Source organism: Streptomyces sp. NBC_00523 (assembly GCF_036346615.1).
GTDB lineage: Bacteria > Actinomycetota > Actinomycetes > Streptomycetales > Streptomycetaceae > Streptomyces.
Genome location: NZ_CP107836.1, coordinates 1,119,828 through 1,134,139, shown reverse-complemented (window position 1 = coordinate 1,134,139; position 14,312 = coordinate 1,119,828). Strand labels below are relative to the sequence as shown.

Here is a 14,312-nt window from a genome sequence, read left to right as displayed (position 1 = left end):
CCGGGCGCGGTCAGGCCCGCGAGAGCCGGTCCGCGCCGCCCCGGTGCCCTATCCGCGCCGCGTCCCGCTGCGCGGCGCGGGCCTCGCGCCGCGCCCGGCGCCGCTCGCGCCGCAGAGCGCGGGCCGAGCTGCTGGGCTCGGAGACCACGCCGTTGCGCTGGTTCCACACCTGGCGGGTGACCCACACGTCCAGCACCGCCCAGGTCGCGACCACCGTGCTCGCCACCCCGCTCAGCACCATGGGGAAGGAGAGCCAGGACCCGGCCAGCGCGGTGAGGAACGCCACCATCGCCAGAATCATCGTCAGCGACATGACGATCACCGCCCGCACCGCCGCCGTCCGTACAGGGTCGGGCATGCGCCTGCGCGTCGCCGGCTCCTCCACCCACAGAGGCTGCCGCCCCGGCTCGCTCACATCCCCCGCAGACTCCACCGCGCCCTCACGCTCCTGTGTGTCCAAGGCCGTTCACTCCCACCACTGTCCGACTTCAGGGTTGCTGCCCGGCATACACCCTTTCTACGCGGACGGTCCGTCCCGTCCGCCCGAGCGTGCCCCGTTGGTCCCCCTACCCCCGTACAGACAGACGAGTGGTCAGCCGTGAAGATTCCTCCCAGGCGTCACGAAACGAAGAATTCCAGCCAACCGGGACGTGAAGGAACCTGCCATGCCCCGGGGCCTCTTCTGTCGCTTTCGTGAATTTCATCTCCCGGAATACCGGGACAAGCCATGGTCAACTCCCGGTAAGGCGGCCGAAAATCGTCCGGACATGCCTTCGAGTTGTCTGTGTGTCGGTAGTAGGCTCGCGCCGTTTGTTGACGAAACCCGTCCCCGGTCCCGCGGGGATGACCTGGGGGAGGCATGCGCTTTCGCGGAAAGTCCATCCGCAGGAAGATCGTGGCGTTGCTCGTGGTGCCTCTCGTATCGCTCACCGCCCTCTGGGGATTCGCCACCTATCTCACCGGGCGCGAGGCAGGGAAACTGCTCGGCGCGAGCACCGTCGTGGAGAAGGTCGGCCACCCGCTGGAGGACACCGTCCGGGTCATCCAGAGCGAGCGCCGCCAGACCCTGGTCTTCCTCGCCGACCCGCGCGCCTCCGACGCCCTGCCCGTACTGCGCCGACAGCGCGCCGCCACCGACCGGGTCGTGGCCGAGGTCCGCGAGAGCGCCGGGCAGAAGGACATCCGCGACGCACTCGGCGCCACCGCGGAAACGCAGCTCGGCTCAATACTCGGCGCCGTCGAAGGACTCGACGCCCTGCGCGACTCCGTCGACAAACGCACCATCGGCCGGCTCAAGGCGATGACCTACTACAACCGCCTGATCGACCCCTGCTACCGATTCCTCACCGGCCTGCACACCATGGAGAACGTCTCCATGGACCGGCAGGTCCGCGCACTGACCGGCCTGTCCCGCGCCCGCGAAATGCTCTCCCGGGAAGACGCCCTGGTCGCCTCCGGACTCCTCGCCGGCCGCCTCACCGCCCCCGAACTGCGCCAGATATCCGACCTCGTCGCCCAGCGCGGCCTGCTCTACGAGACCAACCTCGACCTCCTCCCCGCCTCCGAACGCCGCCGCGTCCAGGAGTACTGGCAGGGACCGGACAGCGAACCGCTGCGCTCCGCCGAGGACGGGATCATCTCCCGCGGCCCCACCAGCAGTCCGCGCACCGCCGACGCCGCCCGCTGGCAGGAGGTCGCCCCGGCCGCCCTGGAACGGCTGGCCAACGACTCGACGGAGATGAACAACCGCTTCAACGACCGGGGCAAGCCCGCCGGCTACGGCATCCTGATCAAGGCGGGCATCGCCGGCGTCCTCGGCTTCCTCGCCCTCGTCGTCTCCGTCTTCGTCTCCGTACGCATCGGCCGCGAGCTCGTACGTGACCTCACCCGGCTCCGCAAGGACGCCCACGAGGTCGCCGGCGTCCGGCTGCCGAGCGTGATGCGCCGCCTCGCCTCGGGCGAACAGGTCGACGTGGAGACCGAGTCCCCGCACCTGAGTTACGAGCGCGACGAGATCGGCCAGGTCGGCCAGGCCCTCAACACCCTGCAACGCGCCGCCGTCGAGGCCGCCGTCAAACAGGCCGACATGCGCCGCGGCGTCTCCGAGGTCTTCGTCAACCTCGCCCGCCGCAACCAGGTCCTGCTCCACCGCCAGCTCACGCTCCTGGACACCATGGAGCGCCGCACCGAGAACACCGACGAACTCGCCGACCTCTTCCGCCTCGACCACCTCACCACCCGCATGCGCCGGCACGCCGAGGGCCTGGTGATCCTCTCCGGCGCCGCCCCCTCCCGGCAGTGGCGCAAGCCGATCCAGCTGATGGACGTGGTCCGGGCCGCCGTCGCCGAGGTCGAGGACTACGAACGCATCGAGGTCCGACGGCTGCCCCGGATCGGCGTCGGCGGCCCGGCCGTCGCCGACCTCACCCACCTGATCGCCGAACTCCTGGAGAACGCCACGGTGTTCTCGCCCCCGCACACCGCGGTCCAGGTGCACGGCGAGCGCGTCGCCAACGGCTTCACCCTGGAGATCCACGACCGGGGCCTCGGCATGCCCCCCGACGTCCTGCTCGACGCCAACCTCCGGCTCGCCGAGACCCCCGAGTTCGAGCTGTCCGACACGGACCGCCTCGGCCTCTTCGTGGTCAGCCGGCTCGCCCAGCGGCAGAACGTCCGGGTCTCCCTCCAGACCTCCCCGTACGGCGGCACCACCGCCGTCGTCTTCCTCCCCGCCGCCCTCCTCACCGACGCCCCCGAATCGCACGGCACCGGCTTCCGCCTCGACCGCCGGGCCGAGAAGGCCCTCGCCGGCAGCACGCCGGACGGCGACACCCGGCGCCCGGAGGCCGACGACTCGGTGCCGGGGCGGCCGAGCGGCCTCTCCCCGGTCCCCACCGGCCTGGTCGACCCGGCCCTGCTCAACGGCCCCGTCGAGCTGGAGGGCGACGAACCGCTGGACTTCACCCGCGACCCGGTCCTCGAAGCGGTGGCCGGCCCCGGGCTCGACTCCGTGCTCGACGGGGTCGCCGACCTGGAAGACACCGAGAGCGAACGCGGCGGCATCTTCCGCGCCCGCGCCCTGCGCCGCGAGGGCGAGCGCGAGCAGCACCAGCAGGCCCCCGACGACGGGGTGCGCGCCCTGCACCCCGAGGGCGTCCGGCCGCTGCCCCGCAGGCGCCGCCCGCCGACGCTGGTCACCGACCGCGGCCGCCGGGTCGACGGGGGAGGCCGCGCCCACCCCGCACCCGAGGACCGCGAGCCCGCCCGCCCGGTGGACCGCGAGCCGGGCCGCGAGCCCGCCCGCCCGGTGGACCGCAGCCCCGCCGTCCCCGCGCCCCGTGCGCCCGAGCCCGCCTCCGAAACCGTCGGCGGCCTGCCCCGCCGCGTCCGGCAGGCCAGCCTCGCCCCGCAGCTGCGCGAGGGACCGGACGCCCGTACGGCGCGGCCCGCTCCGGTGGAGAGCGCCGACGACATCGAACGGGACGCCGAAGAGGTACGCAGCCGTATGGCTTCGCTCCAGCGTGGCTGGCAGCGCGGCCGCCAGGAGAACGCCGAGGACCCGACGGGCCCCGGCGACACCGCACCAGGAACCACTCCGGGAGGGGACGGTCCATGACCGCACCGAACGCCGCCGAAGCCGACACCGCACGCCAGGGGTCCGGCGAACTCAACTGGCTCCTCGACGAACTCGTCGCGCGCGTCGCCAGCATCCGCAAGGCGCTGGTGCTCTCCAGCGACGGCCTGCCCACCGGCGCGTCCAAGGACCTGACGCGGGAGGACAGCGAGCACCTGGCCGCCGTCGCCTCCGGTTTCCACAGCCTGGCCAAGGGCGTCGGCCGCCACTTCGACGCGGGCAGGGTCCGCCAGACCGTCGTGGAGCTGGACGAGGCGTTCCTCTTCGTCACGGCGGCCGGCGACGGCAGCTGCCTCGCCGTCCTGGCCGAATCCGAGTCGGACGTGGGGCAGGTGGCGTACGAGATGACGCTCATGGTCAAGCGCGTGGGCAGCCACCTGGCCAACGCGCCCCGGACGGCCGGTCAGCCCTCCGGGGGGTGAGCGGACGCCATGAGCGCCGCATCGCCCGGCTCCCCGGAGACCCCGGAAAGGCCGCGGACCCCGCGCTGGTACGACGACGACGCGGGGCCCGTCGTCCGCCCCTACGCGATGACCCGCGGGCGCACCAGCAGCGCGTCCCGCCACCGCCTCGACCTGATCGCGATCGTCGTGCCCGAACCCGCGGCCGACGACCCGGACAACGACCAGCTGCTCACCCCGGAACACGTCGAGATCCTCGGACTCTGCGGTGAGCTGCCCCAGTCGATCGCCGAGCTCGCCTCGTCCCTGGACCTGCCCGTGGGCGTGGTACGGGTGCTGGTCGGCGATCTCGTGGACGACGAGCTGGTCCACGTGACCCGTCCCGTTCCGCCGGCCGAGCTGCCGGACGTGAACATTCTCCGTGAGGTGATCAATGGCCTTCGGGCGCTCTAGCCGCAGCAGGCGGCCCGTGGAGCCCGTCACCCTCAAGATCCTGGTGGCGGGCGGCTTCGGCGTCGGCAAGACGACGCTGGTGGGCGCGGTCAGCGAGATCAGGCCGCTGCGCACGGAGGAACGGCTGACCGAGGCGGGCCGTCCGGTGGACGACCTGGACGGCGTCGAGGGGAAGACCACGACGACCGTGGCCATGGACTTCGGGCGGATCACGCTCCGCGAGGACCTGGTGCTGTACCTCTTCGGCACGCCGGGACAGGACCGGTTCTGGTTCCTCTGGGACGAGCTGGCGCAGGGCGCGCTGGGCGCGGTCGTGCTCGCGGACACCCGGCGCCTGGCCGACTGCTTCGCGGCCGTCGACTACTTCGAGCGCCGCGAGATCCCGTTCGCCGTCGCCGTCAACTGCTTCGAGGGCGCGGACCTGTTCCCGGAGGCGACGGTACGGGCCGCACTCGACCTGGACCCGCAGGTGCCGCTCCTGATGTGCGACGCGCGGGACCGGGCCTCGGCCCGGGACGTGCTGGTGGCCGTGGTCGAACACGCCCTGGCCCGCGCGGACCGTCCACGCGAGCCCGTCACCACCTAGAGCCTGTCGTTCTCCGCGAGCCACTTCTCAGCGGTCTGCGCCAGCTCGTGGTCGCGCCCGGCCAGCATCATCCGGATCATCTGCGCGTCACCGCGCAGCGACCAGGCCGGGTGGCCGAAGGTGGCCGGGTTGTTCTTCTCGATGAGGAAGTGCGCGGGCCAGGCCGTGCCGTAGCCGATGAGCGGCAGCGCGGCCAGATACCGCTTCCGGCCGCGCGCCAGCCCGTACGCGCTGAGGGCGAGCCCGGTCAGGGTGCCGGTGAGATGCACCCACCGGGTCGCGGCCCGCGAGTGCATCGCGACGTAGTACGGCCAGAACTCTTCGTACGAATCGAACGTCTGCTGTGACATACGGGCACCGTAATGGCTGATCCGGCAACCGGAAACGGCTGCGCCGCGTCCGAAAAGGAGAACGGGCGGCCGGAACCCACGGGGGTGGTCCCGGCCGCCCGTTCCCGTGCGTCCGCCTCAGTGCCCGGCGACCGGCCCGCGGGCCACCGGGAAGTCGAAATAGGTGTCGGGGAACGTCTCGGGCTGGAAGGTGTAGTGCCACCATTCCTCGGCGAGATTCACGAAGCCGGCCTCGGTGAGCGTCTTCTTCAGGAACTGCCGGTTGGCGCGCTGCACCCCCTGGATCCGGGGATCATCGGTGTGCGAGAGCGTGTCGAAGCAGTCGAACCCGGTGCCCATGTCCACGGAGTTGTCGGGGAAACGGTCGGCCCGCGGCGCGTAGCACGGCACCAGCTTCTCGCTCGGGCGGTACGGCCTGGTCGGCGCTGCAGGAAGCCGTACGAGCGTCAGGTCCACGGTGCTGCCCCGGCTGTGCCCGGACTTCTCCGCGATGTAACCGTCCGCGAAGAGCCGGGACTTGTCGACGCGGGGATAGAACTCACCTTTCATCGTCTCGTCGTTCAGGTCCTTCGCCCACCGCACGAAGTGGTCGACGGCCCGCTGCGGGCGGTAACAGTCGTACACCTTCAGCGAATAGCCCTGCCGCAGCAGCCGGAGCTGCGCGCGGTGCAGGGCCTCGGCGGCCGGCCGGGTCAGGATGCAGAGCGGCTGCCGGTAGCCGTCCACGGGCTCGCCCATGAAGTCGTGGGCGGTCGGGTAGCGCATCTCCTGGAGGATCGTGGGGTCCACCGAACGCAGCGAGACGAACTCCCGGGGCGCCTTCGGCTCGGGCCTCGCCTGCGCCACCGGGGCGGTGACGGTCACGGCGAGCAGGGCGGCGGCGGTGGCCGCCAGGGCACGGAAAGCGGTCGCGATGGCTGTCATGAGCACATCCTCCACGGTCCCGGGCCGCCGGAAAGGAGATCCGGTACAGTCCGCGCGTGTCCGCCACCGGTCCCACGCCCGGTCACCACGAGCGCGGTCCGGCCCCCGAGGAAACGGAGCAGCCCGTGACGTACTCCCACTGCCCCGCCTGCGGAGCCGCGTACACCGGCCTCCCGTCCCCCGACACCTGGCCCCGCACCTGCGCCGCCTGCGGCGAGACCGCCTACCGCAACCCGCTCCCGGTCGCCGTCGCCCTGCTCCCCGTCACCGACGGCGACACCACCGGCCTCGTCGTCATCACGCGCACCATCGAACCCGCACGCGGCGGCCTCGCCCTGCCCGGCGGCTTCATCGACCACGCCGAGGACTGGCAGCACGCCGTCGTACGCGAACTGCGCGAGGAGACCCGCATCGAGGCACGCCCCGAGGACGTCCGCCTCGCCGACGCCCTCAGCTCACCCGCCGGACACCTGCTCCTCTTCGGACTCCTCCCCGAACGGCCCGCCGCCGCGCTCCCGCCGTCCGCCCCCACCGACGAGACGTCCGGCCACACCCTGCTCACCGCCCCCGCCCCGCTCGCCTTCCCCCTCCACAACGAGGCCGTCCACCGCTGGTTCGCCGGCCGCTACCGCTGAGCCCCGGCACCCCGCACCCGCACCGGGCGATCCACCGCCCCGCCGTCCCGCTCCACCACGACGCGCCCGCCCTCCAGCCGGGACGTGTACCGCTCGGCCTCCACCGGCTCCCAGCCGTCACCCGCGTCCGGGACCACCGTCCCGCCACCCGGACGCCCCGCCACCGGCGCCCACACCTCGAGCTCCACGGCGCCGTCCGCACCCCGCACCGGAATGACCGCCCCCGCCCGGGCCAGCACCGGCACCCGGGACAGCGGCGCCTCCACCACCACCCGCCCCGGCCCCTCGTACACCGCCCCGCTCACCGTGTCGTACCAGCGCCCCGGCGGCAGCCGCACCGCCCGCCGCACCACCCCCGGCTCCAGCACGGGCGCCACCAGCAGGGCGTCACCCAGCAGAAACGCGTCCTCGCAGTCCCGCAGCCCCCGGTCCCCGGGCGCCGACCACCACAGCGGGCGCACGTACGGCGCACCCGTCAGCGCCGCCAGCCGCGCCAGGGTCACCCAGTACGGCCGCAACCGCTCCCGCTCCACCAGCACCCCCCGCGCCCCGGCCAGCACCTCAGGACCGAACTCCCAGGGCTCCCGGCGCCCCGCGTCGATCGCCGCGTGCGTACGGAACAGCGGCAGATACGCGCCCAGCTGGAACCACCGCAGATACAGCTCCGGCGACGGCGACCCGTCGAACCCGCCCACATCCGGACCCGAGTACGGCACCCCGCACAGCCCGAGCCCCAGAACCAGCGCCAACGACGCCCGCAGCCCCGGCCACCCCGTCGCCACATCACCGGACCAGGTGCCCCCGTACCGCTGCATCCCCGCCCAGCCGGAACGCGAGAACAGGAACGGCCGCTCCTCGGGGCGCAGCCGGGCCAGCCCCTCGTACCCGGCCCGCGCCATCGCCAGCCCGTAGACGTTGTGCGCCTCCCGGTGGTCACCGCCGCGCCCCTCCAGCGCGTGGAGCGCCGAACGCGGCAACGACGGATCACCGAACGCCGCGAAGGACACCGGCTCGTTCATGTCGTGCCACACCCCGGAGAACCCCTGCGCCAGCCGCTCCGCGTACAGCCCGCCCCACCACTCCCGTACCCCCGGATCCGTGAAGTCCGGATACACGCACGCACCCGGCCACACCTCTCCGCGCACCTCCCGCCCCCGGGCGTCCCGGACGAACGCCCCCGAAGGGCCCACCGCCCGGCCGGAGTCGTAGACCGCGTTGCCCCGGACCGCGGCGACCGCCGGGTCCACGATCGACACCAGCCGCACCCCGGCCTCCCGCAACTCCCCGGCGAGCCCCGGCAGATCCGGGAACCGCCCGCGGTCCACGGTGAACACCCGGTGCGCGTCGTAGTGGTCGATGTCCAGGTGCAGCACCGACAACGGCAGCCCCTGCTCCCGGTACCCCGCCACGATCCGCCGGACCTCCCGCTCCGACCCGAACCCCCACCGGGCGTGCTGCGGACCCAGCGCCCAGGACGGCGGCACCGCGGCCGCCCCCGTCAGCACCGACCACCCCGCCAGCACCCGGGCCGGCGTACCCGCCACCGCCCAGCAGCGCAACGGCCCGCCGTCCACCCGCACCTCCGAAGCGCCGGGCCGGTCGTGCCCCGACCCCGCACCCTCCTTCCCCTCCCGCAACGACACCCGGCCCGACCAGGAGTTGTCGTAGAACACCAGGTGCGTCCCCGCGTCCGCCACCACCAGCTGCACCGGCATCGTCAGATACAGCGGATCGTCCCCCGGCCCGAACCGCCCACCCGGGTCCGTGTTCCACAGCGCGTACGCCCCGTTCCGCAGCCGGGGCCCCGCCGCCCTCCCGCCAAGACCGAAGAACCGCGCGTCCGCCGGAACCTCCGAACGCTGCACCCACCGCGCCTCCCCGCCCGCCACCGGCTCCCACCAGCGCGGCGGCAGCTCCCGGCGCAGCACCACCCCGCCCGGCGTCCGCAGCTCCACCGCCCCGTGCCGGGACACCGCGACCGTCAGCCGCTCCGCCACCACCTGCCAGCCGCCGTCCGTACCCGGCTCCAGCACCGCCCGCGGATCGGCGGCGGGCGCCTCCCCGTCCAGCGCGTACGACGGCCCGGGCTCCGCCCCGTCCCACCCCCAGAACACCGCCCCGCCCACCGCCACCCGGATCCGCAGCTCCGAACGGGCGAACCGCACCACACCGCCCCCGGGCCCCGGCTCCGCCCCCGTCACCGGACCCGGCACGCGCGCCCGCTCCGCCCCGCGCCCCGGCAGCGCCCGCGCGTCCGCACGCGCCCGCCGCCACGCCGAGCGCACCGTGCGCAGCCCCCGCTTCGAACCCACCAGCTTCACCGAGCGCACCAGGTCACGACCGTTCATGCCGCTCACCCTGCCACCCGCCCGGCCGCGAACAAGCGCCGTTCAACTTCCGTTCACCCCGCACCGGACGTGGCGGGAGCACATACCGGGACACGGAACCATGTACGGGCAACCCTGGTGCTGGGGACGATCACATGGCATCGTCCCTGACGTCGCCTCACGCGCACACCCCGCACGTGCGCGCGACCTGCGCACACACCGCGTACCCGCTACAGCCAGGGAGCCGCCCCCATGACCTCAGCAGCCGACGAAGCCCCCCTGTGGCAGCCCGGCCCCGACCGCGTCGCGGCCGCCGCCGTCACCCGGTTCCAGAGCTGGGCCGCCGAACACCACGGCGCCCCCGCCGAGGGCGGCTACGCCAGTCTGCACCGCTGGTCCGTCGACGAGCTCGCCACCTTCTGGAAGGCCGTCGCAGAGTGGTTCGACGTGCGGTTCTCCACCCCGTACGAAGAGGTCGTCGGCGACCGCTCGATGCCCGGCGCCACCTGGTTCACCGGCGCCACCCTCAACTACGCCGAGCACGCGCTGCGCGCCTCCGAGGACCCCCTGCGCGCCGACGCGCCCGCCCTGATCCACGTGGACGAGACCCACACCCAGGTCCCCACCTCCTGGTCCGAGCTCCGCCGCCAGGTCGGCTCGCTCGCCGCCGAACTCCGCGCCCTCGGCGTCACCCCCGGCGACCGCGTCAGCGGCTACCTGCCCAACATCCCGCAGGCCGTCGTCGCCTTCCTCGCCACCGCGGCCGTCGGCGGCGTCTGGACCTCCTGCGCCCCCGACTTCGGCGCCCGCAGCGTCCTCGACCGCTTCCAGCAGGTCGAACCCGTCGTCCTGTTCACCGTCGACGGCTACCGCTACGGCGGCAAGGAACACCACCGCGCCGACACCGTCGCCGAGCTCCGCCGCGAACTGCCCACCCTGCGCGCCGTCGTGCACATCCCGCTGCTGGGCACCGAGGCTCCGGAAGGCGCCCTCGACTGGGCCGCCCTCGTTGCGGCCGACACCGAGCCCGCCTTCGAGCAGGTCGCGTTCGACCACCCGCTCTGGGTCCTCTACTCCTCGGGCACCACCGGCCTGCCCAAGGCCATCGTCCAGTCCCAGGGCGGCATCGTGGTCGAACACCTCAAGCAGCTCGGCCTCCACTGCGACCTCGGCCCCGAGGACCGCTTCTTCTGGTACACCTCCACCGGCTGGATGATGTGGAACTTCCTCGTCTCCGGCCTCCTCACCGGCGCCACCGTCGTGCTGTACGACGGAAGCCCGGGGTACCCGGACGTCAGCGCCCAGTGGCGCGTCGCCGAACAGACCGGCGCCACCCTCTACGGCACCTCGGCCGCCTACGTCATGGCCTGCCGCAAGGCCGGTGTCCACCCGGGACGCGACTTCGACCTGTCCCGCGTCCAGTGCGTCGCCACCACCGGCTCCCCGCTCCCGCCGGACGGCTTCCGCTGGCTCCACGACGAGGTCGCCGACGACCTCTGGATCGCCTCCGTCAGCGGCGGCACCGACGTCTGCACCTGCTTCGCCGGCGCGGTGCCCACCCTCCCCGTCCACATCGGCGAGCTCCAGGCCGCCAGCCTCGGCGTGGACCTCCACTCCTGGGACCCGGCGGGCGAACCCCTCACCGGCGAGGTCGGCGAGCTCGTCGTCACCCAGCCGATGCCCTCCATGCCGGTCCGCTTCTGGAACGACCCCGACGGCAGCCGCTACCACGACAGCTACTTCGACGTGTACCCCGGCGTCTGGCGCCACGGCGACTGGATCACCCTCACCGACCGCGGCTCCGTCGTCATCCACGGCCGCTCCGACTCCACCCTCAACCGGCAGGGCGTCCGCATGGGCTCCGCCGACATCTACGAGGCCGTCGAACGCCTCCCCGAGATCCGCGAATCCCTCGTCATCGGCCTGGAGGAACCGAACGGCGGCTACTGGATGCCGCTCTTCGTCCACCTCGCCGAGGGCGCCACCCTGGACGACGCCCTCCGCGACAGCATCAAGCGCACCATCCGCGAGAACCTCTCGCCCCGCCACGTCCCCGACGAGGTCATCGAGGTCCCCGGCATCCCGCACACCCTCACCGGCAAACGCATCGAGGTTCCGGTCAAGCGCCTGCTCCAGGGAACAGCCCTGGAAAAGGCCGTCAACCCCGGCTCCATTGACAACCTGGAACTCCTCCACTTCTACGAGAAGCTGGCCCGCGAACGCCGCTGACCGACCCATTGTCAGTGCCCGTGATTACTCTGAGTGAGCAATGATCGGCAGCGCACTGGGGGACATCATGGCGCAGACAAGGAACAAGCGGACCACCGTCCACGGACGGACCGTGACGACCACTATGCGACGCACGCTGCGCCGCGAAGCACCCACCACCATCGGCCTGTTGACCGATGAGGAGGACTTCGCGGCGATGCGCCGCTTCCGCACCTTCACCTTCGACGACCACGGCGTCTATCTGGAACAGGTCGAGGCCCTGCTCAAGGCCCTCACCGCACAGGGCGTGCACACGACGGTCGCCCTCTTCGACCCCCTGGAGTACGCGCAGTACTGCGCGGAGGCCGGGATCGCCCCCGACACCCCGGCAGGCCGCAGCCGCTTCACCGCGGAGATCGCCGCCTGCGGAGCCACCGTCACCTATGAAGGGCAGCCCCTGGACGCCCTCATCCAGGTGCTCGTCGGCCGCGCGGTCCGCCGGGCCACCTGGGAGTACGCCACCATGCTCCTGGCCGGCCTCGGCGACTGCGCGGACTGCGGCCGGGACGTCGGCCAGGCCGCCTTCGACCGCGCCTCCCACCTCCTGGAACGCACCCTGGACGCGGCCGGACCCGGCACCCACCACCTGGTGTGCAGCACCCCCACGGAGAACGACCAACTGCTCGCCGCCCTGCACACCGACCGCCGCACCGCCGGGTCCGTCCTGCTCGACACCTCGGAGGGCGCCGAGTTCGTGAGCGTCCTCGCCGTCGCCATCGCCCTGGAGAGCCACGGCGGAGTCGTCCTGCGTACGAGCAACCCCGGCGCCCCGGACCGGGTGCACGGCTGGCGGCTGAGCCGGGGCAACCTCGACCCGCTCACCGCCGGCGAGGTCTTCAGCGCCTACTGCACCGACGCGGACACGGGCGAGCCCGTCGCCCCCGAGTCCGGTGTGGAGTACTGCGCGGGCTTCGACATCGGCGCGGACGAACCGGAGGAGCACCGCTGAGACGACGAAGGGGCTTTCCGCCGGTCCCCGGCGGAAAGCCCCTTCACCTCGCGTCGTCCGCTCCCGGACTACTCGCCCGACAGCACCGCCTGCGCCGCCCGGCGCGCTTCTTCGGCGGAGTCGGCCGCACGCGCGGCCGAAGCGGCCCGCTCGCACTGCGCCAGCGTGTACTTGGCCAGCGTGGCGCGGACGTAGGGAATGGACGCCGCACCCATCGACAGGGACGTCACACCCAGACCCGTCAGCACACAGGCGAGCAGCGGATCGGAGGCCGCCTCACCACAGACACCACAGCTCTTGCCCTCGGCCTTCGCGGCGTCGGCGGACAGCGCGACCAGATCCAGCAGCGCCGGCTGCCACGGGTCCTGGAGCCGGGAGACGGCACCCACCTGACGGTCGGCCGCGAAGGTGTACTGCGCCAGGTCGTTGGTGCCCAGCGACAGGAACTCCACCTCCTGCAGCACCGAGCGCGCTCGCAGCGCGGCGGACGGGATCTCGACCATCGCGCCGAACTTCGCGTTCAGCCCGGCCTCGCGGCAGGCGTCGGCGAAAGCCTTGGCGTCCGCGCGGTCGGCCACCATGGGCGCCATGACCTCGAGGTAGACGGGCAGCCCCTCGGCAGCCTTCGACAGCGCGGTCAGCTGCGTACGCAGCACATCCGGGTGGTCCAGCAGGCTCCGCAGCCCGCGCACACCCAGCGCCGGGTTCGGCTCGTCCGCCGGGGTCAGGAAGTCGAGCGGCTTGTCCGCGCCCGCGTCCAGTACGCGCACCACGACGCGGCCCTCAGGGAAGGCCTCGAGCACCGCGCGGTACGCGGCGATCTGCTTCTCCTCGGACGGCGCCTGCTTGCTGTCGTCCAGGAAGAGGAACTCCGTACGGAACAGGCCGACGCCCTCCGCACCCGCCTCCACGGCCGCCGGCACGTCGGCGGGACCGCCGACGTTGGCGAGCAGCGGCACCTTGTGACCGTCCGACGTGGCACCGGGGCCCGTCGCGGCGGTCAGCGCGGCCTTGCGCGCGGCGGCGGCGCTCTCCAGCTCCGCCCGCTTGGCGTCGCTCGGCTCGACGAAGATCTCGCCGGTGCTGCCGTCCACGGCGATGAGCGTGCCCTCGGCCAGCTCACCGGCCCCGGGCAGGGCCACCACGGCCGGGACACCGAGCGCCCGGGCCAGGATGGCGCTGTGGCTGGTCGGCCCGCCCTCCTCGGTGACGAAGCCGAGGACCAGCGCGGGGTCCAGCAGCGCCGTGTCGGCGGGGGCGAGGTCCCGGGCGATCAGGACGTAGGGCTCGTCGCTGTCCGGCACGCCGGGCATCGGCACACCGAGCAGCCGCGCCACGATGCGGTTCCGGACGTCGTCGAGGTCGGCGACCCGGCCCGCCAGGTACTCCCCGGCGCCGGCCAGGAGTGCGCGGTACGAGGCGAACGCGTCGTACACGCCGCGCTCGGCGGTGCTACCGACGGCGATGCGGCGTTCGACATCGGCCATGAGCTCGGGGTCCTGGGCCATCATGGCCTGGGCCTCCAGCACATGCTGGGCCTCGCCACCGGCCAGGTTGCCGCGCGCGATGAGGTCGGCGGCCACGGCCTCCACGGCCTGCCGGGCCCGCCCCTGCTCGCGCTCGGCCTCATCGGCGGGGATCTGCTTGGCCGGCGGTTCGAGCACCGCGGTGCCCATGTGCCGTACCTCGCCGATCGCCACACCGTGGCTCACGCCTACGCCTCGCAGCGTTGTCTCCATTTCACCCGTCTCCGGTCGTGCGGTGGCCGTTGCCTCCGCGGTGGTG

General features: G+C 73.1%; 12 protein-coding genes. 7 read left to right on the top strand and 5 right to left on the bottom strand.

Going from position 1 to position 14,312, the window contains the following annotated elements:
• Nucleotides 1–10 precede the first annotated feature (10 nt).
• Nucleotides 11–460: a hypothetical protein gene (locus OHS17_RS05040; RefSeq protein WP_383168185.1), complete on the bottom strand. Its 450-nt coding sequence runs from the start codon at nucleotides 458–460 to the stop codon at nucleotides 11–13.
• 399 nt (nucleotides 461–859) lie between these two features.
• Here OHS17_RS05040 and OHS17_RS05035 point away from each other — a divergent pair, with 399 nt between their 5' ends.
• From OHS17_RS05035 to OHS17_RS05020, 4 genes are read left to right on the top strand one after another with little or no spacing between them, the layout of a single operon-like run.
• Entirely contained in the window at nucleotides 860–3,616 is a 2,757-nt protein-coding gene (locus OHS17_RS05035; RefSeq protein WP_330311223.1) for a sensor histidine kinase, read from the top strand.
• Entirely contained in the window at nucleotides 3,613–4,056 is a 444-nt protein-coding gene (locus tag OHS17_RS05030; protein ID WP_018103971.1) for a roadblock/LC7 domain-containing protein, read from the top strand. Before OHS17_RS05035 ends, OHS17_RS05030 begins: the two co-directional genes overlap by 4 nt.
• A gap of 9 nt (nucleotides 4,057–4,065) precedes the next feature.
• Nucleotides 4,066–4,488 (top strand): DUF742 domain-containing protein, encoded by a 423-nt coding sequence (locus OHS17_RS05025; RefSeq protein WP_073864252.1) that lies wholly within the window; start codon nucleotides 4,066–4,068, stop codon nucleotides 4,486–4,488.
• Nucleotides 4,469–5,074 (top strand): GTP-binding protein, encoded by a 606-nt coding sequence (locus OHS17_RS05020; RefSeq protein WP_073864250.1) that lies wholly within the window; start codon nucleotides 4,469–4,471, stop codon nucleotides 5,072–5,074. Before OHS17_RS05025 ends, OHS17_RS05020 begins: the two co-directional genes overlap by 20 nt.
• On the opposite strand, the gene OHS17_RS05015 is transcribed toward OHS17_RS05020, so the two are convergent.
• The gene (locus OHS17_RS05015; RefSeq protein WP_330311222.1) at nucleotides 5,071–5,424 is read right to left on the bottom strand and encodes a DUF962 domain-containing protein; all 354 of its coding nucleotides are present in this window, start codon (nucleotides 5,422–5,424) and stop codon (nucleotides 5,071–5,073) included. The two genes, OHS17_RS05020 and OHS17_RS05015, sit on opposite strands and share 4 nt — an antisense overlap.
• A gap of 117 nt (nucleotides 5,425–5,541) precedes the next feature.
• On the bottom strand, nucleotides 5,542–6,348 hold the full coding sequence (locus tag OHS17_RS05010; protein WP_330311221.1) for a M15 family metallopeptidase: 807 nt from the start codon (nucleotides 6,346–6,348) through the stop codon (nucleotides 5,542–5,544).
• 56 nt (nucleotides 6,349–6,404) lie between these two features.
• Here OHS17_RS05010 and OHS17_RS05005 point away from each other — a divergent pair, with 56 nt between their 5' ends.
• Nucleotides 6,405–6,983 (top strand): NUDIX domain-containing protein, encoded by a 579-nt coding sequence (locus tag OHS17_RS05005; RefSeq protein WP_330311220.1) that lies wholly within the window; start codon nucleotides 6,405–6,407, stop codon nucleotides 6,981–6,983.
• Here OHS17_RS05005 and OHS17_RS05000 read toward each other — a convergent pair.
• A complete protein-coding gene (locus OHS17_RS05000; RefSeq protein ID WP_330311219.1) occupies nucleotides 6,974–9,331 on the bottom strand; it encodes a glycoside hydrolase family 31 protein in 2,358 nt (785 codons plus the stop codon). The genes OHS17_RS05005 and OHS17_RS05000 overlap by 10 nt on opposite strands.
• A gap of 231 nt (nucleotides 9,332–9,562) precedes the next feature.
• Between OHS17_RS05000 and OHS17_RS04995 the strand changes: the two genes are divergently transcribed.
• Both OHS17_RS04995 and OHS17_RS04990 read left to right on the top strand, forming a co-directional pair.
• A complete protein-coding gene (locus tag OHS17_RS04995; protein WP_330311218.1) occupies nucleotides 9,563–11,539 on the top strand; it encodes an acetoacetate--CoA ligase in 1,977 nt (658 codons plus the stop codon).
• Nucleotides 11,540–11,579: 40 nt separating this feature from the next.
• A complete protein-coding gene (locus OHS17_RS04990; RefSeq protein WP_330311217.1) occupies nucleotides 11,580–12,527 on the top strand; it encodes a hypothetical protein in 948 nt (315 codons plus the stop codon).
• Between the two features lie 68 nt (nucleotides 12,528–12,595).
• Here OHS17_RS04990 and ptsP read toward each other — a convergent pair whose 3' ends face one another.
• On the bottom strand, nucleotides 12,596–14,266 hold the full coding sequence (gene ptsP, locus OHS17_RS04985; protein WP_330311216.1) for a phosphoenolpyruvate--protein phosphotransferase: 1,671 nt from the start codon (nucleotides 14,264–14,266) through the stop codon (nucleotides 12,596–12,598).
• Nucleotides 14,267–14,312: the final 46 nt, after the last annotated feature.

Bases quoted from the DNA above. Each gene is read 5' to 3' on its own strand.
- OHS17_RS05035 (WP_330311223.1), top strand. From the start codon at position 860: ATGCGCTTTCGCGGAAAGTCCATCCGCAGGAAGATCGTGGCGTTGCTC.
- OHS17_RS05030 (WP_018103971.1), top strand. From the start codon at position 3,613: ATGACCGCACCGAACGCCGCCGAAGCCGACACCGCACGCCAGGGGTCC.
- OHS17_RS05025 (WP_073864252.1), top strand. From the start codon at position 4,066: ATGAGCGCCGCATCGCCCGGCTCCCCGGAGACCCCGGAAAGGCCGCGG.
- OHS17_RS05020 (WP_073864250.1), top strand. From the start codon at position 4,469: ATGGCCTTCGGGCGCTCTAGCCGCAGCAGGCGGCCCGTGGAGCCCGTC.
- OHS17_RS05015 (WP_330311222.1), bottom strand. From the start codon at position 5,424: ATGTCACAGCAGACGTTCGATTCGTACGAAGAGTTCTGGCCGTACTAC.
- OHS17_RS05010 (WP_330311221.1), bottom strand. From the start codon at position 6,348: ATGACAGCCATCGCGACCGCTTTCCGTGCCCTGGCGGCCACCGCCGCC.
- OHS17_RS05000 (WP_330311219.1), bottom strand. From the start codon at position 9,331: ATGAACGGTCGTGACCTGGTGCGCTCGGTGAAGCTGGTGGGTTCGAAG.
- OHS17_RS04995 (WP_330311218.1), top strand. From the start codon at position 9,563: ATGACCTCAGCAGCCGACGAAGCCCCCCTGTGGCAGCCCGGCCCCGAC.
- OHS17_RS04990 (WP_330311217.1), top strand. From the start codon at position 11,580: ATGATCGGCAGCGCACTGGGGGACATCATGGCGCAGACAAGGAACAAG.
- ptsP (WP_330311216.1), bottom strand. From the start codon at position 14,266: ATGGAGACAACGCTGCGAGGCGTAGGCGTGAGCCACGGTGTGGCGATC.